The organism is Chitinophaga sp. Ak27 (assembly GCF_012726295.1).
Lineage (GTDB): Bacteria > Bacteroidota > Bacteroidia > Chitinophagales > Chitinophagaceae > Chitinophaga.
Genome location: NZ_JABAOB010000003.1, coordinates 635,932 through 658,351 on the forward strand (window position 1 = coordinate 635,932; position 22,420 = coordinate 658,351).

A 22,420-nucleotide genomic window follows, 5' to 3' on the forward strand; every position below is an offset into this window, starting at 1 on the left:
CGGTTAACGATCAACCACAAGTACCGCAGCTCCCTTAATGTTTCCATTGCGCAGTTGGTCCAGCGCTTCGTTTGCCTGGTGTAGCGGAAAGAGCTGGACGGTAGTAGTGAGGGGTATTTCGGGTGCAAGTTGAAAAAAGGCAGCAGCGTCATCGCGGGTAAGATTGGCTACTGATCTGACGGTTCGTTCCTCCCAGAGCAAGTGGTAGGGAAACGAAGGGATATTGCTCATATGTATGCCACCACATACAATGATGCCTCCTTTATCCAGATGGGATAATGATTCGGGTATAAGACTTCCGTCAGGCGCAAAAATGATGGCGCCGTCTAATGTTACGGGTGGCGCCTCATTGGAGTTTCCTGCCCATATGGCCCCAGCTTTTTTGGCAAATTCCTGGCCGGCAGTATCTCCGGGTTTGGTAAATGCATAAATGTTCTTATTCAGGTAGGTGGCGATTTGTACTAATATGTGCGCAGCAGCGCCAAAACCATAAATGCCAATGTTATGTGCAGTTGGGGGCATCATTCGCCAGGAGCGATAGCCGATTAAGCCGGCACATAGAAGCGGGGCGGCAGGAGCGCCGTGATATAATGCAGGCATCTTTACACAGTAAGATTCCCATGCTACCATAAACTCTGCATAGCCACCGTTAACGGTATATCCCGTAAAAAGTGCCTGCTCGCAGAGGTTTTCCTGTTGTTGCCGGCAATACCGGCAGTGGCCACAAGTGTGGGCGAGCCAGGGCACACCAACGATCTCCCCGTTTTTTAGCGATCCTGACTGCGATCCTGTCGCTATTACTTCACCGATTACCTCATGGCCGGGAATCAATGGCAAAATGGGATCAGTGAGTTCACCGTCAATGATATGCAGATCTGTACGACACACTCCACAGGCACGTACTTTTATGAGTACCTGTCCTGACTGCGGAACAGGGATGGGCAATATGTGCATCGTGAGCGGAGCACCGGCCTTTTCCAGTACCATTGCGCGCATGGCGCCTTCGGGTATGTGTTGATCCATAATTTGAGATATTATGCTGTTGTTTGCAAACCGCCTTCGTGCCGGATAGTGGCATCTGTTTGCTGCTCATGTACCAGCGAGTACTCCGTAAGGTTATTGAGACTTACAACACCTGACAGATGATCACCTTTTAATACCGGGAATATTTGTGAAGGATTGACCAATAATTGGTCCATTACATCCAGAACAGTAGCATCTGACTGTAATATAATCTTATTGTTACTAACAATACTTCTTAATGGATTGCTTCTGTGGCCTTTTGCAAGTGCCTGGAGCAGATCGCTACGCATAACAACAGCCGGAGGCGTATTATCATCCGTTACTACGAAACAAGGGTTGGCATTGCGAAGCAACACATTGGCAACTGTTTGCAGAGGCAGTCCGCCAGGGAGCGTAACGAAATGGGTAGTGGTGATATCCCGGATGAGTAAGCCCGCAGCATGGTAACGAAGGTAGGTGGTTGTTTCTTCCGCCTTGCCGCTCACCATAATGAAAAAGCCGATGATGGGGAGTAACAGGTTGAAGGACACAAGGCCAACAATGATAAACAATACCGCTATAATACGCCCGGTAAAGGCGGCGATAGCGGTAGCCCGTGGGTAACTGGTACCCAGCGCCAGTATCCCCCGTAAAATACGGCCGCCATCCATTGGAAACGCGGGTATCAGGTTAAAAACAGCCAGTAAAATATTCACCGTATGGAGGTAAAGCAGGAAATTGTTACCGTTCAGATTTGTAAAAGTGGTCCAATATTTCCAGAATGGAACATAGTGAGCAATAAAGGGTAATAGCATGGCAGCGATGACTATATTTACAAGAGGGCCAGCGATACTGATCTTAATCTCCTGGATTGGCTGCTCAGGAATTCGCTCCATGCTGGCCATTCCTCCAATAGGCAGCAACATGATACTTTTGGTATGGATGCCATACTGCGCTGCCGTAAGTGCATGCCCTAGTTCATGCAATACTACGCAGCTGAATACAGCTATTATTCCCACTAATGCCCATAAAGTACTGGAGAGAGTTTCCCGCTGAAGTGCCATGATGATTAGTATCAATGCCATTAGCAGAGGAAACGACCAGTGAATGGAGATGTCGATTTTACGGATGCGGAAAAGGGTTACAGCACTTTTCATCTTTTTCGGTTTACCCTGCAAGCTATGGCTAAATAGACATTTTGGAAATGATGACGGTCAGTATATAGCGTGATTACTGTCACAATACGGGTTGACTACCACCTGGAAAGGTTGCTTTCATTTTCTGCAGCAATTGTATGCCGGACCAGTTGCCTACCACAATCATTCTCCTGATAGTAAAGCGGGGTTCCTGACTGTTTTGTGCATTACTTAACTGGAATGCTGTTGTGAAACCATGAGTTTTAACCTGCTGTATGGCAGCCATATTCCATTCGCCATAGGGATAGGCAAAGCAGCTTACAGCTTTTCCTGTAATTTTTTCCAGGGTGGCTTTGGGTTTTGTAAGCTGTTGCTGCCAATCGATACTACCAGTAGCCAGGGGCTGGTGATCCCAGGTATGACAGCCAATTACATGACCATTATCTGATAGTGTCTTTATCTGCGCCGCTGACAGGTAATGTGGTTTGCCGATGGTAACGGTCATAACAAAGAAGACACCTTTGAATCCAAACCGCTTCAATAATGGGGCAGCCAGTGTGAAATGTTCCAAATGAGAATCATCAAAGGTGATCATGACGGGATTAGCAGGCAGCTGTTGGCGGCCTTGCATCCATTGCAGGAGGTCGTCAGGGGAAACGCTATGATAGCCGTTTGCAGTCAGGGCACGTAACTGCTGTTCCAGCTGATTCGTGCTAATCCGCAGCGGACCGGGCTGTGCATCATTGCCGGAAAAGACGTTGTGATAACAAAGTATGGGGATTTCCTGGAGGACGCCATTATCCTGGCATACCGCCTGTATGGAGATGGCAATACAGACGACCAATAAAAAAATGTGCTTTGTAGTCATGGTAATTTATTCTAAATCACTTGGATATTGTTGTTTTAATATACCCGCTCTTTTCATACGTTTTACCAGCTGTTTTCCATAACGGTGACTAAACCGCTTTGCAGAATTGATATCCAATGCGGATGTCTGCAGTGCGTAGACCTGTTGACCATTGAGCATATCGTACAGGTTGCTCTCCCAATAAAATACGGTATGATCAGGGTCGTAATCTGACAGTGTGCTTAATAGAAGTGCCTGGTTATAGTATTCCAGGGAGTAGTCGGAGGTTGCGTCCAGGAAGTAATAATCGAGAATCCATGGAATATGGTAGCGTTCTTTAACAGTGCTATACAGTGTAATGGTCAGTATGGCATCTGCTTTTTCTTGTTGCAGCAATGCTATCGCCGTTTTTTCATCCTTTCCTTTAAGGGTTTCACTGTAAGGGGTATTGGATGATAGAATAGTGGTATATCCCATTGCCGCAATATCATTGGCCAGATGTGTTTCCAGTGCTGGCCGCCATTGCTGCATAGAGGCAGGTAAGGAAGCGAGTATCAGTATGTGCCGGTAGCGATTAGGGTGAATATCCGGCGATTGCCACTCGCTCGTAATATGGGTGGCGGTGCAGCCACCCAGTATCAACAGGAAAAAACACCATCTGTAAATTCCCATATCACGAATGATTTAACGGTGCGCAATGAATACCGGGATATGATGTTCATTGATTATTTCTGAAGGAAAATTCTTCCTGAAGAGCTGTAAAAATCCCGATCTGCTGAAAGAGCCACATACCAGGATGGGGTGTCCCTGCTCTTCAGCCCAGGTGTCGAAATATTTTTTGAGCGTTGGAGGTAATACTTCAATATCAAGCTGAGGATAATGCCTGGCGGCTAATTCTTTAATATATTCCTGATCAGGGAGCTCGGTATGATTTTTACTGGCTGCGTATACCAGCACAGCTTTCCTGTTGCATAACTCGGGGAATAATGCTGCAAATGTTTTAATTGCATAAGTAGCATCATCGCTCCCATCATAGGCCAGCAAGATGGTTTCAGGGAATACGCAGGATTCTGGTGTAATAATGACCGGACATGCAGTATCATGCAATGCAATTTGTAGGTAATCTGCCGTACCTCTTTGCTGATAGAATTTTTCACTTCCCAGTATCAACAGGTCGGCAAAGCGTGTTTCTTTTTTCAATTCCCACAAGGTGCCATCGTATAGGTTTTTATGCACCCTGTATTCAATATGTTTTTTTATACAAGTTTCTTCGAATTGTTTGATGTTTTCTTCTATTTCTTTTGTGGTGGCTGATTCTACCAGGGGGGCGAAAGGAGCGCCATCTGGTACGGCATAACTCCAGGCCATAGAAAAATCAGTTTGTGGCAGAAATACACCTGTTAATAAAATTGGAGCAAGTTCATTCAGTTTGCCCGCAAATTCAAGCGCTCCTTTTGAAAAATTCGTGCCGTCGAAGGCAATCAAGACCTTTTTCATATTGAGGTTTTGGTATAAAATTAGTTTGCTGAAGCAAAGGAAAGAATGACTTGCGGCAAGCTATTGGCTGATTATGATCAGTAATATACCAGTGGTCGGGTTAAAGTTAATCCTTGTCAAAAATTTGCCATGCTTTTAACTAGTTGACAGTAATGGAGAAAAAATGCCTGCTATGTTTTTATAGCAGGCATTGCTTATTATAACAGCACTGGTAGGGGAAGCTCACCCGCTGCTTGTTTTTCTTCCGCATTCCGGATATTTTCGATGCCTTTGAGTAAAGCATCCGGATTGAATGAAATGCTGTCTATGCCGTGTGCTACGAGAAAGCTGGCAAATGCCGGGATATCGCTGGGTGCTTGTCCGCATAGCCCTATCCTGGCGCCGGCTTTTTTCGCGTTGTGCAGCATCATGCTGATCATCTGCATCGCAGCAGGATCTTCCTCATCAAAAATATTGGCGATTAATCCAGAGTCGCGGTCAATGCCCAGGGTAAGTTGTGTGAGGTCATTTGACCCGATAGAAAAGCCATCAAATATATCGGCGAATTTTTCAGCTTCCAGTACGTTGGAAGGTATTTCAGCCATTACATACACTTCCAGTGCATCTTCACCCTGTTTCAGACCGCAGGATGCCATTACCTGCAATACTTTTCGTCCTTCATTTACTGTCCTGCAGAAGGGGATCATTACTTTTACATTGGTGAGTCCCATATCATTCCTCACTCGTTTAATTGCGGCGCATTCCAGTGCAAATCCTTCCCTGTACAACGGGTGGTAATAGCGGGAGGCGCCCCGGAAGCCGAGCATAGGATTTTCTTCGGAGGGCTCAAACTCTTTACCACCGAGTAATTGCCGGTATTCATTGGTTTTGAAGTCGCTCATCCTTACGATGACGTCTTTGGGGTAGAAGGCGGCGGCAATGGTGGCAATGCCTTCTGAAAGGCGGTCGATAAAAAACTGTTCCTTATCGTCATAATCTGCTGTGAGTGATGCAATCTTTTCTTTCGCTTCCCGGTCTTTTAATACCTCGTATTTTACCAACGCCATGGGATGAATATTGATGTACCGGGTGATAATGAATTCCATGCGAAGCAGTCCTACCCCGTCATTCGGAAGAAGTGCCAGCTGAAATGCTTTTTCCGGATCGCTGATGATTAACATAGCAGCGGTGCCCTGAGGCATTTGTACCTGGCTGTAATCGGAGGTTGTTTTTTCAATGGGGATGGCGCCATCATATACAAAGCCGGTCCTTCCTTCGCAGCAGGAAACGGTGATGAGTTGCCCATCATGAATAACCGCGGTACCCTGTTGGGTGCCTGTGATGGCGGGTACGCCCATTTCTCTTGCAACGATAGCAGCATGACTGGTTCTGCCGCCGGTATTCGTAACAATGGCGGCGGCTTTTTTAAGGAGCGGGTCCCAATCGGGGCTTGTATTGGTGGTGACGATGATTTCACCGGCATTTAGGCGGCCGGCGTCTGCCGGCGATGTCAATACGCGTGCGATGCCGCTGACGGCCTGGCTGCCAATGGCTTCACCTGATAAAATGTGATCGCCTGTTCCTTTCAGTTGATAAGTGGTAACGTGTTGTGGCTGCCGGCGCGAGTGTATGGTTTCAGGCCTTGCCTGTATCAGGTACAGCTCACCGTTGATGCCATCTTTAGCCCATTCAATATCCATCGGACATTGATAGTGTTGTTCTATATCTACTGCCCACCTGGCAAGCCTGGTTACTTCTTCATCAGACAATACATATTGGGCTTGTTTATAGTCAGGTGTTGCAATGTTTAAGGTGGCCGCAGCGCCTCCATAGACCAGCATTTGGGCTTTGCTGCCCTTTTTTCGTTGGATAATGGCTTGCTTGCCTTGCTGGAGAGTGGGTTTGAATACATAGAATTCGTCCGGTACAACAGTTCCCTGGACGATATTTTCGCCGAGTCCCCATATACCGGTAAGCAGCACTACGTCGCGGAAACCTGATTCAGGTTCCAGGGTAAATCCCACGCCCGAACAAGCCAGGTCAGAGCGTACCATTCGCTGTATACCTGCGCAGAGTGCCACTTTACTGTGATCAAAATGATTGTCTTCCCGGTATTTGATGGCCCGGTCTGTATATAAAGAGGCGTAGCAGCGATGTACTGCATCAATCAGCGCTGCGGAGCCTTGTATGTTCAAAAAAGACTCATGTTGGCCAGCGAAGCTGGCCTGCGGCATATCTTCAGCGGTAGCGCTGCTTCTCACGGCCACGGCAGCAGGTGTGTTGCCAGAAAGATCTTGATAGGCGCTTAGAATTGCTTGTTTCAGGTCATCAGGAAATGTTGCCTGAAGTATCAGCTTACGGATGGCCGCGCCAATGACAGCGAGATTGGAATAGTCCTGACGGTTCAATGTTTGTAGTAGCGTTTCCAGCTGACTGGTAAGCCGGTTCACATCAAGAAAATACCGGAATGCCGCAGCGGTAGTGGCAAAGCCGTCCGGAACGCAGATACCTTTATCTTTTAATCCCGAGATCATTTCACCGAGAGATGCATTTTTTCCGCCTACTTCTGGCACATCGCTCATGCTAATTGTAGAGAACGGTTTAATGAAAGTATTCATATGCTGAGCTTTATGCAATTTTCCTCAAAAAATGCTGCTCATTCTATGACAGCAGTCATGCTGATACGTGATGTCAGTCATACGGGGAGCTATTGACCTGGCTTGATTTATTTCACCATATTACCACTGATTGTCAATGATTTTTTCCTTTCAAATCTATTCATAAAAAGAGACCAGATATTATAAAAGTCATATAAACTTTTTAGCCGATTAGTTGTTAGAAAAACAAAAGGAGACTTGTCTATATCACCTTTTATAATAAATGTACCTGTGAATAATACCAACTTCGAGACACAACTGAATGTATTCAGCGTTGTTGCAAAAAAAATACCTGGACTCACAGGCATCAGAAACCTGGGGGATGGGAGTATTGTTTATCTTAATTTCTCCGGTATGTCCATCCTGGAAGGAATGGATTTTCATGCCTTGTCGCTGCTGGTGGAAAAAAACAAGTTAGGATACCCTGAAATTGAGGAAGATGGCCGGCATCAGCTGGCAGAAAGAAGCTGGATAGGGCCTGGAGGACAAGAAATTACCGGTGTTTATGAAGAAGTAATGTTCCGGTATGAGGAAACAGATTATTGTCTTTTCCGGATATTGGATAATTTTCCTTCTAAACAGCATTTAAATAAGGAGTTACAAAGTTTTGGCGCCTTATTTAATTATGCCGGTATGGGTATCATTGTGTCCAATGTGCAGGGCGAGATCATCCTGATTAACGACTTCGCATTGCATCAGTTTGGGTACCAACGGAATGAAGTGCTGGGCAAGCGGGTAGAAATATTATTGCCCCACAAATTCAGGGAAAAACATGCATTACACCGGCAAGACTATATGGGGCATCCCCAGGATAGACCTATGGGTGTTGGCATGGATCTTTTTGCAGTAAATAAAAACGGGGCGGAATTTCCTGTCGAAATTAGTCTTAGCCATTATGAAAACGAAGATGGCGCTTTTGTGATAGCATATGTCAACAATATCACTGAAAGGAAGAAAGCAGAGGAAAAGATTGAAAGGCTGAATAACGAATTGGAGCTGATGGTTGAAGAGCGCACTCTCCAGCTTAGAAAATCGCTGGAGCAGTTAAAGGGATCGAAAGAGGAATTAGAGATAGCATTTGGAAAAGAGAAAGATCTGGGTGAATTGAAGTCGCGTTTTGTATCTATGGCTTCACATGAATTCAGGACACCTTTGAGTATCATTCTTTCGTCTGCCTTCCTGGTAAAACAGTATACCACTGAAGAAGACCGGCCTAAGCGGGAGAAGTACCTGCAGCGCATTATATCATCCGTGGAGATGTTGACAGATATTCTCAATGATTTTCTTTCTGTAGGAAGGATAGAGGAAGGAAAGGTAACGGTAAATAACAGCACCTTTGAAGTAAACGTATTAGTTGATGACATGATCCAGGAGATGCAGGGATTATTAAAAGATGGACAATGGGTTAATTATAGGCATCTGGGCAGGCCGGAGGTAACGCTCGATGCGTCGCTTTTGAAGCATATTATAATGAACCTGTTTAGTAATGCAATCAAGTTTTCTGCAGAGAACAGCACCGTAGAACTAAGCACAGTTGTAGAGGGAAGTCAATTGACACTGACAGTGAAAGACTATGGTATTGGCATGTCGGCAGATGCCCAGCAACATATGTTCGAACGTTTTTTTCGTGCTGCAAACGCCGGCAATATAAAGGGGACAGGATTGGGGTTACATATTGTAAACAAGTATACAGAATTGATGAAAGGGCAAATATCATGTGAAAGCGAAATCGGAAAAGGGACAACTTTTGTTGTTGTATTACCAATCAATAACAACGCTGCCAACGGAGAGGAAAATGATCCTCCCGCTTGACTTTTTATGACTGCTGTTTGTCACGGGGTTTTTAAGGGGCATTTTTTTCGGGCGCAGGTACCTCCGATGGCGGTATAAGCGGAACCGGTTCGTGAATAGGAGTTATTACCGGGGTTTCTGTGCTTTTACCCGGATTTTCAGGTACTTGAGGAGGCACTGTTGGAGGTTCTGACGGCGTGAATATCTCATTACCGCTTTTTTCGTATTTCATAATAATATTTTAGTTAAGTTCTTCATTTTTCATCGCATAAGAAATGATTTCGATCAGGGGAATATTTGATACAGATCATGGCGCTATATCTGATCAAAATCATACTGCACAATAATCAGGGTCATTTTCTTTGCTTGTGTCCGGATGTAAATTGAAGCAAGGTATTATTAACCTGAAAACTTTTTTATTATGCAGCTCTATATCAATGAAACATCTATTCTGCAAGAAATTCAGCACAAATTCAGTATAGTTTACCCCCATTTGCGGCTACAGTTTTATAAAAATCCTCATGACTGGGGCGCTGCGTGCCCGGAGGACGAAAGATTGACCAATAATCTTTCTATAGATGAAGCTTGTAGTATCCCTACAGCTGTCTGGATCGATATTGGCGAAAAGGTTATTACCGGCAACATGGAACAGTCATTTTATGACTTGCTGGGCCTTAGTGTGCAGGTATTCAGGAAAGCTGGTGATGCCTGGATTCAGACCACCTCCACGGATGTATGGACGCTTGGGCAGCAGGAAGCCGTAGCGAGGCAGGAGTATAATAAAGCAAAAATCCTGGTCAGATGATTTCCTAACGTTTACTTATGAAAAAGATATTATTGGTTATCGACAGTATGTTGCTTACTAAAAGCGCCGTAAAATATGCCTGTTATATTGCCAATATGACGGGTTCCAGGCTTATTGGGGTTTTTGTAGAAAATGAACCTTTTCCCGAAATGCCTCCCAATATGCAAGTGTTTGACCAGGCCTCTGTCGGCAATAATGATAATAATCCGGTTTGGGCATCTGCCAGTTATGGACTGGAAAATAGCATACGCGAGTTTACAACCGGTTGCAAAAGCGAAGGTGTAACTGCTACGGTTTTTCTCGACAGGGCTGTTTCGCCAGGTGAGTTGCTTGAGGAAGCCAGGTTATCGGATCTCCTTATTTCGGACGCTACAATTTCCTTGTCTGATAAAAATGAGGAGATACCTTCACGGTTTCTTCGCCATTTGTTGACAAATACATCCTGCCCCGTGCTCATTACGCCGCCGGTATTCGAACCGCCGGAAGAAATAGTTTTCTGTTATGATCAGAGTGATAGTGCCATTCAGGCCATGAAGCAATTTACCTTATTACTGCCTTATTGGAACGAATGTAAAGTAACAGTACTCACGGTCAACAAGGACGGTGTGCTGTTACCGGAAGAAAAAAGACGCCTTCGTGAATGGCTTTGCAAATATTATAGTAATACTGATTTTAAAGTATTGGCAGGTAATACCGATATGGAGTTATCTGCTTTCCTAATGCGAAGTAAACGTCCCCTGGTGGTAATGGGTGCATACGGACGTTCTGTTGTATCCCGTATTTTTCGCGAGAGCCATGCCGATTCACTAATACAAACCCTGGCTTTTCCGCTGTTTATTGCCCATTCCTGATTTTTTGCCCGGTAGATAGTTTATTCAGTGGAGAAATTGGGCTTTGGACAGTTGTCGTCTGTTTATTTGAATGATAACTATATAGTAACCTTTTGGTAATTTCTGCACAAATAAGGTATATGATTACCACCACACAGATATACCACATAATCTGTGATGGGAGGGGCTTGAAACCCATCGATGCTGCAAATGGCAGATAGGGAAGCAGCCAGCCTATGGTAAGACATACCAATGTGCTGACAACCAGTGGTATAGCCGGTTTGCTCTGTATAAACGGAAGTTTCCTGGTGCGTATAATGAATACCACCAATATTTGTGTAGCGAGGGATTCCATAAACCAGCCTGTTCTGAATTGGGCCTGGCTAACAGGAAAGGCATGGTATAACAGGAAAAAGATAACGAGGTCGAATACGGAGCTGAGCAGCCCAAATATGAGCATGAAATTGCGTATAACGGTTATATTCCATTGTTGTGGATGATGAAGTATATCTATATCGTTGTTGTCTGTCGGGATGGTGATCTGAGAGGTATCGTAAAGGAAGTTGTTGACCAGGATCTGCACGGGCAGCATCGGAAGAAAGGGGAGGAATACTGCTGCTATGGCAACAGAAAACATATTGCCAAAATTAGAGCTGAGGCCCATGAGGACGTATTTCATCGTATTGGCGAAGGTTTCCCTCCCGGCAATAATACCATCACGGAGAATGGTGAGCTGTTTGTCGGTGAGAATAATATCTGCAGCGTCCTTTGCCACATCTGAAGCGCCGGCAACAGAAATGCCTATATCAGCTGCTTTCAGCGAAAGCGCGTCGTTGATGCCATCTCCGAGGTAACCCACTGCCCTGTGGTGTGTTTTCAGGGCATGAATAACGCGATTTTTCTGGTCTGGCGAAACACGTGTGAAGATGCTGATATTGTGTACTTTTTCCTGCAATACAGCATCGCTCATTTGATCCATCTCAAGCCCCTGCAGGACACCTTTTACCGGCAGCCCTATTTCCCGGCATATTTTTTCTGTAACTAGGTAGTGATCGCCGGTAATAATTTTTACTTCTACTCCTATTTTCTCCAGCTCAGCGATCATGGTGGCGGCATCTTCACGCGGCGGATCAAGGAAGACTGCCAGCCCGGCGAAAGACAAGTCGGATTCGTCGCTTGCCAGCAAATTCTTGCCACTTTGCAGTGATTTCGAAGCGATGGCCAGTACCCGTAAGCCGTCCTGGCTTAGCTGTTCATAAAGATGTTGTATTTGTTGGATTGTTTCGGTGTCTACTCGACAGACTTTCAGTATTTCTTCCGGGGCTCCTTTGCAGATCATGGTAAAGGTATCTGCGTGTTTTACTACCACGCTCATTCGTCTCCGGTTGAAGTCGAAGGGTATTTCATCTGTTTTTTCAAACGAGGAGATATCGGGTGCGCCGGCTGCCAGTACGGCCTGGTCGAGCGGATTGATGGTGCCTGTTTGCAGAGAGCTGTTCAGGTAGGCCAGTTTGAATACGTCTGTTGATATTTCTCCCGCTGCATTCACACATTTTATGAGACTGATCTGGTTGGTGGTGAGGGTGCCCGTTTTATCTGTGCATAATACATCCATGCTGCCGAAGTTCGGAATGGCAGCAATCCGTTTCACGATAGCGCCTTCGCGTGCCATTCTCATGGCGCCTCTGGACATGGCTACACTCATCACCATAGGCAGCAACTCGGGTGTAAGGCCTACCGCAATGGCCACGGCAAACAGGAATGACTGGAAGATGGAATGGTGACTGATCGCATTTACCACGAAAATGAATAGCACCAGCAGTAATGTTACCCTGGTGATCAGCAAACCGAATTGCTGCATGCCCCTGCCAAAGTCGGTCTCTTCCTGGCTGCTGTTGAGCTCATCGGCTATTGTACCAATCATTGTCTTCCGGCCGGTATACAACACAAGCGCCCTTCCTGTACCGGAGATGACGCCCGATCCCATATAGCACATATTCTCCGGAAGACTATCATTACCGGTAGTAACCGGGATAGTGGCAGCATTTTTTTCTACAGGAAATGACTCGCCTGTAAGCGAGGATTGGTTTACAAACAGGTCGTGTGCCGCTATCAGCCGTACGTCTGCGGGTATTATATTGCCGGCACGCAAGGAAATAAGGTCACCCGGGCAAAGCTGGGAGGTGGCTATATCATAGCTCACTCCGCCCCGGGTGACGGTAATCTTACTGCCAAGCGTTTTTCCCAGGGTAGCGGCGGCGTTCCTGGCTCCTCTTTCCTGCATATAATCCAGCGATATACTAAGCAGGACGATGATGAAGATAATAGCGGCATTGACGGTTTCACCCATTCCAGCTGAGATGCCGGCTGCTACCAGCAGGATGAGTACCAATGGATTTTTAAAATGGGATAACAGCTCAACCAGTTCTGTTACGCGCTTCTTTCCTCCCGCTATATTAGGTCCAAACTGATGGAGGCGCTCGAGCGCCTCCTGTTCCGTAATCCCCCGGATGATGCTGGTGTTTAACAGCTGCTCAATTTCTTCAGGAGGTAAGGACGCGGTATGAGGCAGTTGGATAGCGGATAACATTATCTACCTTATTTACTATGTGCAATAAATAATGGCGCACTTGTTCCTTCCACTAAGGTATCGGCCATGCTGGGGTTGAGCCAACGGGAGAGACCGCTCCTGGTGTATGCGCCAAGTACTATGAGAACATTGCCGCGCATTTCGTTGATCTGTTGAACGATTTCATCTTCCGGTATTCCCTTCAGTACATTGTAGTGAGCATCAGGAAAATGTCGCTTCATAAACTCCTTCATCAATTTGCCGTCCGGCAGGTGAAAGTCTTCGTGAGCACTCTTTACAGCAATTACCTCTGCTGGCAAATGCTTCATGCCGGGCAGCAGATAGTCGAACATTCTCACGGCCTGTACAGACGCGGGTGTACTATCAAACAGGAAAACAATCTTCCCAATAGGTTGATAGGAATTAGGCACCATCAATACCGGGCAGGCTGCATCTGCAAGCAGGTGACGGATGAACCGGGAAGGGGCTTCTTCCTGCGAACGGGTAAAGGATTCATGAGAGTCAATGACTAACAGGTCGGCATAGATACTTTCGTGAAGGAGCTCTTCTATCGCAATATTGGTATTACGATGCACAGAATAATTCAATCCTGCCCGCTGACAGCTTTCTTCGAAACGTGCTACCGCGCTATCCCGGAGGTTTTTATCATGCTCACTTAATGTGGCGATTCTTTTGTCGGTCACTGCACCGGTTTCATCTACAAGTTCATATAAGCCATAACTACGATAACTAAAATCTTCCAGGAAAATACCTACCAGGTGTGATTTTTCACTTTTGGTAATGGCGATAGCATAATCTACTGCATTCTGACGGAAGCGCAAGCCGTCTAATACTACAATTATTTTTTTCATATATTCCGGTTTGAGGGGGTATACCAGACAAATTTTAACAGTACTAATGTAGGTCACCTGTTATGGCTATTGAATGATATGGGTCAGTAGGTAGTATGATTTACATCAGGGGCGTATTTACCGGTAATTGTGGAATTGTGATCGGCTTCCTTGCTGCCTGTCACGGTTATTATTGGCTAGCAAGCGGAAGCATCAGTACGGGCCTATCGTTCCGGGTAAACAGCTACAAATACTTTTCGACTCTTTTGAATTAATATTATGTACATCACTAATGTGAAAGCGGCATAAGCATACTGCGTTGTTGATACCCCCACTCCATAAGGAAACCAAATGCCCGGAATAATATGCAACTGAGCGAATTCCTGCGCGAAGAGACCAACTGATACTAATAGTATCGCCAATAAGACTAACCATTCTTTCCGCTCCTGCTGAAGGAATCCCCGGTAGATAATAAACAGCATCAGAGGAACAAATAATAAGCGTGTATTATCAGCCATTTTTTGAAAAAATGTACTATTCATTGAACTGGATACCCATGGAAGTCCCAGTAGTTGGGTTCCCATGTAGATCAAGGTAAGGATAACTATGATGGAAGGTATCCATTTTGGTTGGCGCAGTTCATACCATTCCCACCAGGCCATCAGCCAACAGCCAAGTATCAGTGGTCGCAAGAGAATGGTTGTCACGATATCGTATTGATGCGCGCTTTCTATTTGGAACCAGCAATAAATAGCCTGGTTGGCACGTACGAATGCCAGCAGGACTAACGCCAAAATAAACCATTTACAGGACCGGGGTGGTTGTTGGCTCCTAAACAGCAGGAACAGGGATATGGCCAGCAGGATAAATATTACTGGCTCCACTATCTCTACAATATAGCCTTTAATAGTTTGTTCCCATTGGAACCTGTATTTTGATTCGACGCTACTTTTTTCTCCAAGTTCCGGCGCAATGTGAATACCTCCCACATCGGGCGCTTGCCCCGAGGTGGCGGCACTCATCCATACCCGGAATGCAATCGTGATATAGTTTTCTTTTTTTGTACTTTCCGGCAATAGAAACATGCGGGGTTGTATACTATAAGTTATCGGAACTTTACCCGAGAAATCTCCTGCACTGCCTGATAATACTCCATTAATAAATAGTTGATAGGCATCATCAACAGCAGGAGGTCCTGCTAATGCGATGCTATTTTTTTTCACACTATCCAATGAAATTTTCATACGGTACCAGGCGTAACCTGAATATGTTGGATACCCCCTGGCTGCCCATCCCGGTACATAGCCTGAGAGGCCAACGTCGCCGTCATGCGCGCCTGCGGGCGCGGTAAGATTAATGCTTTCCCAATTCGAATCATTGAAATCAGACTGTGCCCACTGTTGATTATCTCCGGTTTTAAATTTCCAGGGACCATTCAATGTGATAGTTTTTCCAACGGCTGCTCCATTTATGGAGAATTTCAGAAACATCATTGTCAGTAGCATCAAGGACAGCGTAATAATTGCCATCACATATAGTGCTACAGAGATTTTTGTCTTTTGTGGTAGGGTCATAGCATGAAACTAGGCGCTTGATAATATTGGTGCTGATTATCTAATATACAAAAAAGACAATGCTTTGGAGATTTTGGTTGTTGAATTGTATTGGGTAAATTTATATAATATCTTCACTTATATGCACAAAGCGTACTTTTTATTTTTATTGTTATGCATCGTTGCCTGTCATGCAAACAAACCAGCGCACCGTACAGATATTGACGCGGTGGAGAAAGAAGATAATAGTCTTAAAATCATAATAGATAGTGAAACTAATCTCGTATATACCGAAAATGAACTAAACGATATTTTAAAGCGCAATCCGGTATTTATTGAGAAATATCCATCTAGTCCGGCGGAGGCTTATAGAAGCCTGGAGGATCCTTCCGTACAAGGAAATGACCGTTTTTATAGTGAAGCAGGCGAGGATGAATTTTATCTTCTCTATAGTTATTTTTTGGCAAAGAAAAATGTTAAGCATCATCCAAGAAGAGAAAGGTTGCTTAAGTTGTATAGATATGTTAATAGCATTTACGGAAAATTACAACACGGAGGAACGTATTTTGGGCATCAATACAGTAGAATACCGGCTTACGTTGAATATGATCTTTACCGCTTAGATCCTGGGGATAGCGCATGGACTTATAACAAGATGAAATCATTATATATAGATTTGTTTAAAGAGGAAGTTAAGAGCAAGATATCAAGAGATCATGATATTGATCCTGCAGCAGAGAAAAGTTTACTTAAAGAAGTTGACGAGTTGGCGTTTTTAATTACAGATTATACAGACCTAATGCTGGTGCGTAGATTTCAGTATTCGAATTATTATTAACGATTTGTGCTGCTGTAGATCAGGAACATATACAACTGTTTTATATGCCGGAGTTTCAGGCAGAGGGGCAGTCTGCCGTAGCTCCGGGATGGTACTTAAATTTCAACTAATGGCCGTTTGACGATGAGCGCCTTTCAAGTTTGCATAACGGTAAACGAAATACCACGTAATAAGTATCTGAAATAGTATCACCGATGGCAAAAGAAATGGATAATGCATAAAAGGAGTCAGCGTAGCGCCGTGTGCTAACATGATCGGCAGATCAATTATATTGAATACAATGATTACCCAAAGTAATGCCTTACTTCCTTTAAAATACCACCAGCAAAATATGCCATATACAAATTCAATAATGAAATTCAAGACGGGATAATCGATAATTCCAAATCCCAAAACCGGGGTGGCGGAGAATGGAGATAACCGGATGTCTTTTTCATGGAAAACCATATCAATTACAACATGCGACAAAACGCCAATGGCAAATGCCACAGCTAGTTTCCTGTTGTTATAGCCCCAGTTGATCACACAAAATGCAAGTGCAGCAGCTACTACTCCTGAAAGAATTGAATGTGAATAAGGGAGGTAGTCGAGATGAACCCGGCCGTCGGAAATTGAAAAATGTTCCCAACCCAGGTAGTTGAAAAGCACCCATAATATTTCCACCAATTGTACGGAGACCAATAACGGAAGCAATGGGAGTTTTGATTCTTTTTTTCTTAACAACAGAGCTGTTGCTGCATGATTAATTGCATACATAAATAAACTGGATTTATTTTATGCAAAGATCCCCCGGTTACCTTACATAGGCTTGAATGATTTGGCTATTCTTTAGTAGAAATGAGGGAGCTATTCCAAACATTCGTTTGAACGTCCGGTTGAAGTGTGGGGCATCGGAGAAACCGGCTTCGAAGGCTGCATCGGTGATATCCCTGGCGTCGATGATGTACTGCAATGCAGTTAAAAGTCTGACCCACAGGGTATATTGCCTGATGGGGATACCGACTTGTGCCGTAAATAAGTGGATAAGCCGACTTGGAGAAAGATGGACGATAGCTGATAAATCCTTGATCTTTACCGGTACATATCCCGGCTGTTGAAGCACTTCGAGGACCTTGACGATCCGGTCGTCCATATCTTCATTTCCGCTTGTATTCGAAAGTTCCCGGAGAAATTGAAGCGTAACATTGAAAATACTGTCGACAGTTGTGACACCTGCTAACAGTGGTTTTATTTCTTCCAATAGCTCTTCTACTATGGTTTCAGGTAATGCTGCCACTTTTTTGCCGGATAGCCAGGCTTTCTTAAGACCTGTTCCTATTTTACATTCCGGATCGATATTGATCAGTAGAAATGTATTGTTGTAAGTTCTGCATTCATGTGGCTCATCGGAACCGATGATAACAGCCTTATGTTTAATAACTGAGTCTGGTGATATTATTTCTATTTTATCCTCAAAGCTGATGGCAATTTGCAGGGCATGATGTTCGTGAACAACCGTATCGATAGCGCGGCCTATATAGATAAAGTACCCTGCCGAAAAAAATAACAGCGGCTGTTCCATGCTATGTAAGTTTAAAGGATCCTAAAATAAAGTTACATGAATCAGGCAGATCAGGCAAACAATGGTTGGTTATAAAGCAAAAAGTCGCATGGAAGCATTGGGTTATCAACTCGTATTGAAAGCGCAAAATTAACGGCAAAGATTAAAAAAGGCGGGTGTTTTCTCAATTTTTTTTGAGAAACACCCGCCTTGACATGAAATGACCCGGATATTAATAGGTGCTAGCGGAGCGGAATAATGGCAGCGAACAGAGAGATATTACCAATCCTGTGAGAAAAGCTACCATACCACCGTTGGCTACCAGTCCCAGGATGGCGATACCAATGCCCACTACGGCAATAGCCGACGCAATCACTTTCATACCAAAAACATTTTGTGTCCTGGCATCTTCATCCTGCGTGGTGGAGTTGCCAGTGCTCACCGGTAATGGTTGTAACAGGTGAGCAGCCACTTCTTTTTTAACAAGGAAGTAATAAATTTCCCAGCAAAGCAATACCAACACTGGTACTCCCACGCCTACGGCTGTTTCCCAGGTGCGATTCAGCTTGTGGCCAATCAGGTCGGCAGCAAAAAATTTAAGAGCAAGACTGATCACTAATCCGCTTAACGATGCGCAGATTACAGAAGTACCTGTTTGCCGCCTGGAATACAAAGACCAGATAATAGGGGCAAACAACGCGCCGCCTGCGATAGAAGCGGTGCTTAACACCATTTCTACAATCCCGCCAATCATAGGCACCAGCATCGCAATCACAATCGTGATGGCGCCAAATAATACCGTGAAAAACCTGGCTGCGAGCACCAGGTTTTTTTCCGAAGCCTTTGGATTAAATGCTTTTTTATACACATCATGGGCAAATACTACTGCCATAATATTGAGAGTGGTATTGGCTTTGCTGGCGCTGGCGGAAATCATGCCGGATAAGACAAGCCCGATAAGTCCCGCCGGTAGCACCTGCTGGCATAGCATCATATAAGCCCCTTCCGGTTGCAGCCCTGTGAGGGAAGGATTGATCACCCTGTATAGCATAGGTGGTAACATCCATATAAACGGACTTACCAGGTACAACGCAGTGAATAACCAGGCTACTTTTTTTGAGTTGCGTTCATTTGAAACACTGGTATACCGCTGTACATACGCCCAGTTACCACCAATATACACGGTTTGATAAGCCAGGAATGCCAGGAAGAATCCAAAGGAGTATTCTGAATTGAAAAAATTGAAAAAGCCGTCGGGCGAATTGTTCACAAAAGTATGTACCCCGCCTGCTTTCTGCAGGGCCATCGGGATCACGATCATGACCGCGGCCGTAAGGATCACAAACTGTACTACATCTGTCACCAATACTGCCCATAATCCACCGGCAGAAGTATATAGCACAATGATGCCGCCGATGATGAGGATGCAGGTATTCAACGAAAGGGGGGTAGCCACACTCACCATTTTACCAACCGGGTAAAGTACAGAAGCAGTGGTAAAAAGGCCATGCAGCATAATCAGGAAGGTGTAGAATTTTTGTGTGCCTGTTCCCAGTCTTTTGCCAATATACTCTGCTGCCGTAACAGCGCCCGTACGTTTCCATTTGGCGGCAATAAATAGCGCCACCAGCATTCCTCCCAATACCATGGTGAGCTGGATGCCATTGGCTACAAAACCGCTTTTGTAGGCAATAGAGCCCCACACCACAAAAGTACCGGCAGAAAAATAGCTGATGAACAGGGAAATACTGTTGATCCACCACGGCGTAGCGCCACCGGCTTCAAAAAAAGCAGATGAATTTTTGCTGCCAATACGGGTAAACATCATGCCAATGCCAAGCACCAATATGGCAAAAACTCCCATTACTATAAAATCCAGCTGCGCCATTCGAATTATTTAGATTGTAGTTTAATAAATAAGCAGGTAAGACGCAAGCGTCTTAGTGAATCATCCATACCTTGATACCATATCCATCCAGCGCTACGTCCAGTTCAGCGTCAGGTTCCAGCTGTTTGTTTGCTGTCAGCTCTGTGATAGCCTGAACGTTGGCAGGCATTTTAACCTTGTCAAGGTTTAGCTTGACCTGGCCTTTTAGGGGTTCACCCGTATCATTCAGCAATATTACAAACAAGCTTTTGGCGTCAGTGCCTCGTGCCAGCATGTATTCGATATTTGGATTGTTACACTTAATAACGCCTTGCTGGTGAATCAGATTGGCCTCTTTTCCATAAATACGTCCCGGCGTAAAGCCATATGATTCATGGGGTCCTACCTTTGGCGTAATAAAGCCCCTGGCAAAAGTAATTTTGTTGCCAGAGCGCAATTGCGCTTCGGACAGGAGGTAGTCGGTAATCCATCCTATCTGCCACCAGGCGTGGTGTGGATAAGGGCCTGCCCCCTTGTTCATGGTACTCCAATAGTAGGAGGCTACGCTGGTTTTTTGATCTACAAACGCATCCCTTCCTATGGCAGCAGCTCTGGCCATTTCAATAAAGAGGCTGTCGCCTGTGAGCTGGAACATCCGTACAAACATACCTGCATGGCTGCAAAGCATGATTGGACCTGCGCCATTGGCCGAACCGATAATGCCGCCATGCTCAAAGCTGAGACCTGCTTGTGAAATCTGCCAATCTTTGCGTTCAATCCCGTTCACCAGTTTGATCTTTTCCGATGGCACCGGCTGGGTATAAATAGAAGTCAGGTACATGCGGGCAGTACTGATAGCCGCTTCCTGGTATTTTTTATCGTGTGTAAGGTCGTACAGATCCAGTAAAGCCTGTGCCGATTGAGCGGTGGCAAAGTCTGGCGCATAACGGGCATCGCCGCATACCCCTATAAAATGGCCTTTGTTAACGGCATTTTGAATGAACCAGTCTGCGCCCCGTTTGGCAGCGGTCAAATATTTTTCATCTTTCAATATCCGGTAAGCCACCATCAGTCCGTAGAAGGTGGGGCGCAAATCTTTGATGTCGGTGAAAAGTGGTTGTTGTGTGTGCCGGTCGTAAGCTACTTCCCAACTGCCATCCGGCTTTTGCCAGTTCAGCAGCAGCGAGGCCCCAAGGGCCAGTCTTTTTTTCAGCGTGTCGTTACCGGGTTCAAATAACAAGATGTTGCCGATGTCGAGCATTACGTAGTAAGTAAGACTTACCGGTTCCACGAAATCGCCCCATTCTTCCCGAAAGGTTTTACTTTTCGAGAGATAGTATTGCCCCATAGCAGCTCCCTGGAAAAAGCCGGGAGTAGTTTGTTGTTGTGCCAGCTTAAAGTTCAAGGCCAAAGGCAACACGCTGTCCTGGAGATATTTGTCACCACTTGTGTTGGCGAGCATCCACATAGCGCCGTAGTCTGCATTCTTGATAGCGTCTCGATTGGACCCTACTACGCCGCCCAGGTACGATTGCCCGCCGATCTTAAGCCCGTTGTATTCTTCAGTATTCCATAAAGAAGTAGTCCGGTCGCATAGGTAATGATGCATTTCTTCCACCCTGCTGGTGAGCGATTGGGTATTTTTCCGTAGGGCTAGTGTCCTTTTAAAATCGTATATATCATTCACGGCATGGGTCAGCACCTCGTACCATTCACCCTGGTTAAAGCTGTAACGGAAGCCGTAATTGATATGATCTCCCTGTTTTTTCAAGGAACCGGGTTCGCCCAGCACAGGGTAATAGACAGTGGGTGAAAGGCTGGATCTCCGGTTTTGGTGCGACAGGGCCAGCTGCCAGGTTTGATGCGTGATATGGTCGTTTGCCCATGGATCTCTGCCAAGCCCCGGATCGGGTATCACGGCAAAGGATATATTTTCTTTCGTGGTAATGATGGGGCAGAAGGAGCTGGCGCAGCGTTCCCGGTAAAGCACCGGCATCTCGGGGACACCCTGGCCGTAAGCGTAGCTGAGTACCATATTTTTTTGCATCTCTTTACCCTGGAAATAACCAGGCATTACTGCCCAAGCCATATCCTGCTTGTCGACCGTGATGGCGGAAGGACTGGAAAGCGAATAATAACCGTTCTTTTTGCATTCCAGCTGCATCTTTACCTGTACATCGCCGGCATATTGCTCGTCCAGTTTCCAGGTGGCGGTCATATTTGCCAATGGAGAACTATAGGTGAAAACAACTTCGTTGGCCGATATTTGTCGGGCGCTGGCAGGATAGAAATGAAATGCCTGTCCGGCGGTATTCAAGGCCACGGCAGTGGAGGCTTGTTGCCATATTTTGAGTTGATAGTGATAAACAGTGTCCGGCCATGCTTTGCCGGTCACCATTTTAAACTGCATGGCCGCACTGTCTGAAGGCTGTTCTGTAGTGTACAGCAAGGTATATTCGCCGGAGGGGCGTGCCACTTGCTGCCATTTCTGGTTGATGAAAAATTGCAGGTTGTTTATTTTCCATCCGTCTTTTGTTTGCAGCCACTCCATCCGCAGTTGCTTATTGGCAAGTGTGATGGTCTGTGCTTTTATAGCGACAGCAAAAAGTAGCTGGCAACATACAATTATCAGGCAGTTTTTTTTCATAATGCTTCGTT

Annotated in this window: 18 protein-coding genes; 4 read left to right on the plus strand and 14 right to left on the minus strand. The window is 45.3% G+C overall.

From position 1 onward, the window contains the following. Positions 1-3 precede the first annotated feature (3 nt). The 6 genes from HGH90_RS14005 to ppsA all read right to left on the minus strand — a co-directional run bounded on the left by HGH90_RS14005 (position 4) and on the right by ppsA (position 7,079). Positions 4-1,023, minus strand: coding sequence for a zinc-dependent alcohol dehydrogenase family protein (locus HGH90_RS14005; protein ID WP_248277008.1), 1,020 nt, complete (start codon positions 1,021-1,023; stop codon positions 4-6). A gap of 11 nt (positions 1,024-1,034) precedes the next feature. Continuing rightward, positions 1,035-2,159, minus strand: coding sequence for a site-2 protease family protein (locus HGH90_RS14010; RefSeq protein ID WP_169191349.1), 1,125 nt, complete (start codon positions 2,157-2,159; stop codon positions 1,035-1,037). A 79-nt stretch (positions 2,160-2,238) separates the two neighbouring features. Beyond that, positions 2,239-3,006 carry a polysaccharide deacetylase family protein gene (locus HGH90_RS14015; RefSeq protein WP_169191350.1) on the minus strand — a complete coding sequence of 256 codons (768 nt, stop codon included), beginning with the start codon at positions 3,004-3,006 and terminating at the stop codon, positions 2,239-2,241. 6 nt (positions 3,007-3,012) lie between these two features. Beyond that, positions 3,013-3,657, minus strand: a complete 645-nt coding sequence (locus HGH90_RS14020) for a hypothetical protein (RefSeq protein ID WP_168762029.1) — start codon at positions 3,655-3,657, stop codon at positions 3,013-3,015. Between the two features lie 12 nt (positions 3,658-3,669). After that, positions 3,670-4,482, minus strand: coding sequence for a universal stress protein (locus tag HGH90_RS14025; RefSeq protein WP_168762030.1), 813 nt, complete (start codon positions 4,480-4,482; stop codon positions 3,670-3,672). A 197-nt stretch (positions 4,483-4,679) separates the two neighbouring features. Continuing rightward, the gene (gene ppsA, locus HGH90_RS14030) at positions 4,680-7,079 is read right to left on the minus strand and encodes a phosphoenolpyruvate synthase (protein ID WP_168762031.1); all 2,400 of its coding nucleotides are present in this window, start codon (positions 7,077-7,079) and stop codon (positions 4,680-4,682) included. 270 nt (positions 7,080-7,349) lie between these two features. Here ppsA and HGH90_RS14035 point away from each other — a divergent pair, with 270 nt between their 5' ends. Then, positions 7,350-8,930, plus strand: a complete 1,581-nt coding sequence (locus HGH90_RS14035) for a PAS domain-containing sensor histidine kinase (protein WP_317166145.1) — start codon at positions 7,350-7,352, stop codon at positions 8,928-8,930. Between the two features lie 31 nt (positions 8,931-8,961). On the opposite strand, the gene HGH90_RS14040 is transcribed toward HGH90_RS14035, so the two are convergent. Next, positions 8,962-9,141 (minus strand): hypothetical protein, encoded by a 180-nt coding sequence (locus HGH90_RS14040; RefSeq protein ID WP_169191351.1) that lies wholly within the window; start codon positions 9,139-9,141, stop codon positions 8,962-8,964. A gap of 189 nt (positions 9,142-9,330) precedes the next feature. On the opposite strand from HGH90_RS14040, the gene HGH90_RS14045 reads away from it, so the two are divergent. Beyond that, positions 9,331-9,714, plus strand: coding sequence for a hypothetical protein (locus tag HGH90_RS14045; protein ID WP_168762032.1), 384 nt, complete (start codon positions 9,331-9,333; stop codon positions 9,712-9,714). A gap of 17 nt (positions 9,715-9,731) precedes the next feature. Next, positions 9,732-10,565, plus strand: coding sequence for a universal stress protein (locus HGH90_RS14050; RefSeq protein ID WP_168762033.1), 834 nt, complete (start codon positions 9,732-9,734; stop codon positions 10,563-10,565). Here the strand turns inward: HGH90_RS14050 and mgtA are convergent. The 3 genes from mgtA to HGH90_RS14065 all read right to left on the minus strand — a co-directional run bounded on the left by mgtA (position 10,549) and on the right by HGH90_RS14065 (position 15,538). Continuing rightward, on the minus strand, positions 10,549-13,134 hold the full coding sequence (mgtA, locus tag HGH90_RS14055; protein WP_168762034.1) for a magnesium-translocating P-type ATPase: 2,586 nt from the start codon (positions 13,132-13,134) through the stop codon (positions 10,549-10,551). The two genes, HGH90_RS14050 and mgtA, sit on opposite strands and share 17 nt — an antisense overlap. Positions 13,135-13,142: 8 nt before the next feature. Beyond that, complete coding sequence (locus tag HGH90_RS14060; RefSeq protein ID WP_168762035.1) at positions 13,143-13,985, minus strand: universal stress protein; 843 nt, start codon at positions 13,983-13,985, stop codon at positions 13,143-13,145. Between the two features lie 203 nt (positions 13,986-14,188). Then, positions 14,189-15,538 carry a glycoside hydrolase gene (locus HGH90_RS14065; RefSeq protein WP_169191352.1) on the minus strand — a complete coding sequence of 450 codons (1,350 nt, stop codon included), beginning with the start codon at positions 15,536-15,538 and terminating at the stop codon, positions 14,189-14,191. Positions 15,539-15,659: 121 nt separating this feature from the next. Between HGH90_RS14065 and HGH90_RS14070 the strand changes: the two genes are divergently transcribed. Beyond that, positions 15,660-16,355: a hypothetical protein gene (locus tag HGH90_RS14070; protein WP_168762037.1), complete on the plus strand. Its 696-nt coding sequence runs from the start codon at positions 15,660-15,662 to the stop codon at positions 16,353-16,355. Positions 16,356-16,457: 102 nt separating this feature from the next. On the opposite strand, the gene HGH90_RS14075 is transcribed toward HGH90_RS14070, so the two are convergent. The 4 genes from HGH90_RS14075 to HGH90_RS14090 all read right to left on the minus strand — a co-directional run bounded on the left by HGH90_RS14075 (position 16,458) and on the right by HGH90_RS14090 (position 22,409). Further along, complete coding sequence (locus HGH90_RS14075) at positions 16,458-17,111, minus strand: hypothetical protein (protein ID WP_168762038.1); 654 nt, start codon at positions 17,109-17,111, stop codon at positions 16,458-16,460. A gap of 37 nt (positions 17,112-17,148) precedes the next feature. Next, a complete protein-coding gene (locus HGH90_RS14080; RefSeq protein ID WP_168762039.1) occupies positions 17,149-17,916 on the minus strand; it encodes a helix-turn-helix domain-containing protein in 768 nt (255 codons plus the stop codon). 211 nt (positions 17,917-18,127) lie between these two features. Then, positions 18,128-19,783, minus strand: coding sequence for a sodium:solute symporter family protein (locus HGH90_RS14085; RefSeq protein WP_169191353.1), 1,656 nt, complete (start codon positions 19,781-19,783; stop codon positions 18,128-18,130). 52 nt (positions 19,784-19,835) lie between these two features. Then, complete coding sequence (locus HGH90_RS14090; protein ID WP_211172638.1) at positions 19,836-22,409, minus strand: glycerophosphoryl diester phosphodiesterase; 2,574 nt, start codon at positions 22,407-22,409, stop codon at positions 19,836-19,838. Between the last annotated feature and the right edge of the window lie 11 nt (positions 22,410-22,420).

Coding starts and splice junctions, on each gene's coding strand:
- HGH90_RS14040 (WP_169191351.1), bottom strand. CDS start 9,141: ATGAAATACGAAAAAAGCGGTAATGAGATATTCACGCCGTCAGAACCT.
- mgtA (WP_168762034.1), bottom strand. CDS start 13,134: ATGTTATCCGCTATCCAACTGCCTCATACCGCGTCCTTACCTCCTGAA.
- HGH90_RS14075 (WP_168762038.1), bottom strand. CDS start 17,111: ATGTATGCAATTAATCATGCAGCAACAGCTCTGTTGTTAAGAAAAAAA.
- HGH90_RS14080 (WP_168762039.1), bottom strand. CDS start 17,916: ATGGAACAGCCGCTGTTATTTTTTTCGGCAGGGTACTTTATCTATATA.
- HGH90_RS14085 (WP_169191353.1), bottom strand. CDS start 19,783: ATGGCGCAGCTGGATTTTATAGTAATGGGAGTTTTTGCCATATTGGTG.
- HGH90_RS14090 (WP_211172638.1), bottom strand. CDS start 22,409: ATGAAAAAAAACTGCCTGATAATTGTATGTTGCCAGCTACTTTTTGCT.
- HGH90_RS14065 (WP_169191352.1), bottom strand. CDS start 15,538: ATGACCCTACCACAAAAGACAAAAATCTCTGTAGCACTATATGTGATG.
- HGH90_RS14010 (WP_169191349.1), bottom strand. CDS start 2,159: ATGAAAAGTGCTGTAACCCTTTTCCGCATCCGTAAAATCGACATCTCC.
- HGH90_RS14025 (WP_168762030.1), bottom strand. CDS start 4,482: ATGAAAAAGGTCTTGATTGCCTTCGACGGCACGAATTTTTCAAAAGGA.
- HGH90_RS14015 (WP_169191350.1), bottom strand. CDS start 3,006: ATGACTACAAAGCACATTTTTTTATTGGTCGTCTGTATTGCCATCTCC.
- HGH90_RS14020 (WP_168762029.1), bottom strand. CDS start 3,657: ATGGGAATTTACAGATGGTGTTTTTTCCTGTTGATACTGGGTGGCTGC.
- HGH90_RS14060 (WP_168762035.1), bottom strand. CDS start 13,985: ATGAAAAAAATAATTGTAGTATTAGACGGCTTGCGCTTCCGTCAGAAT.
- HGH90_RS14070 (WP_168762037.1), top strand. CDS start 15,660: ATGCACAAAGCGTACTTTTTATTTTTATTGTTATGCATCGTTGCCTGT.
- HGH90_RS14045 (WP_168762032.1), top strand. CDS start 9,331: ATGCAGCTCTATATCAATGAAACATCTATTCTGCAAGAAATTCAGCAC.
- HGH90_RS14005 (WP_248277008.1), bottom strand. CDS start 1,023: ATGGATCAACACATACCCGAAGGCGCCATGCGCGCAATGGTACTGGAA.
- ppsA (WP_168762031.1), bottom strand. CDS start 7,079: ATGAATACTTTCATTAAACCGTTCTCTACAATTAGCATGAGCGATGTG.
- HGH90_RS14050 (WP_168762033.1), top strand. CDS start 9,732: ATGAAAAAGATATTATTGGTTATCGACAGTATGTTGCTTACTAAAAGC.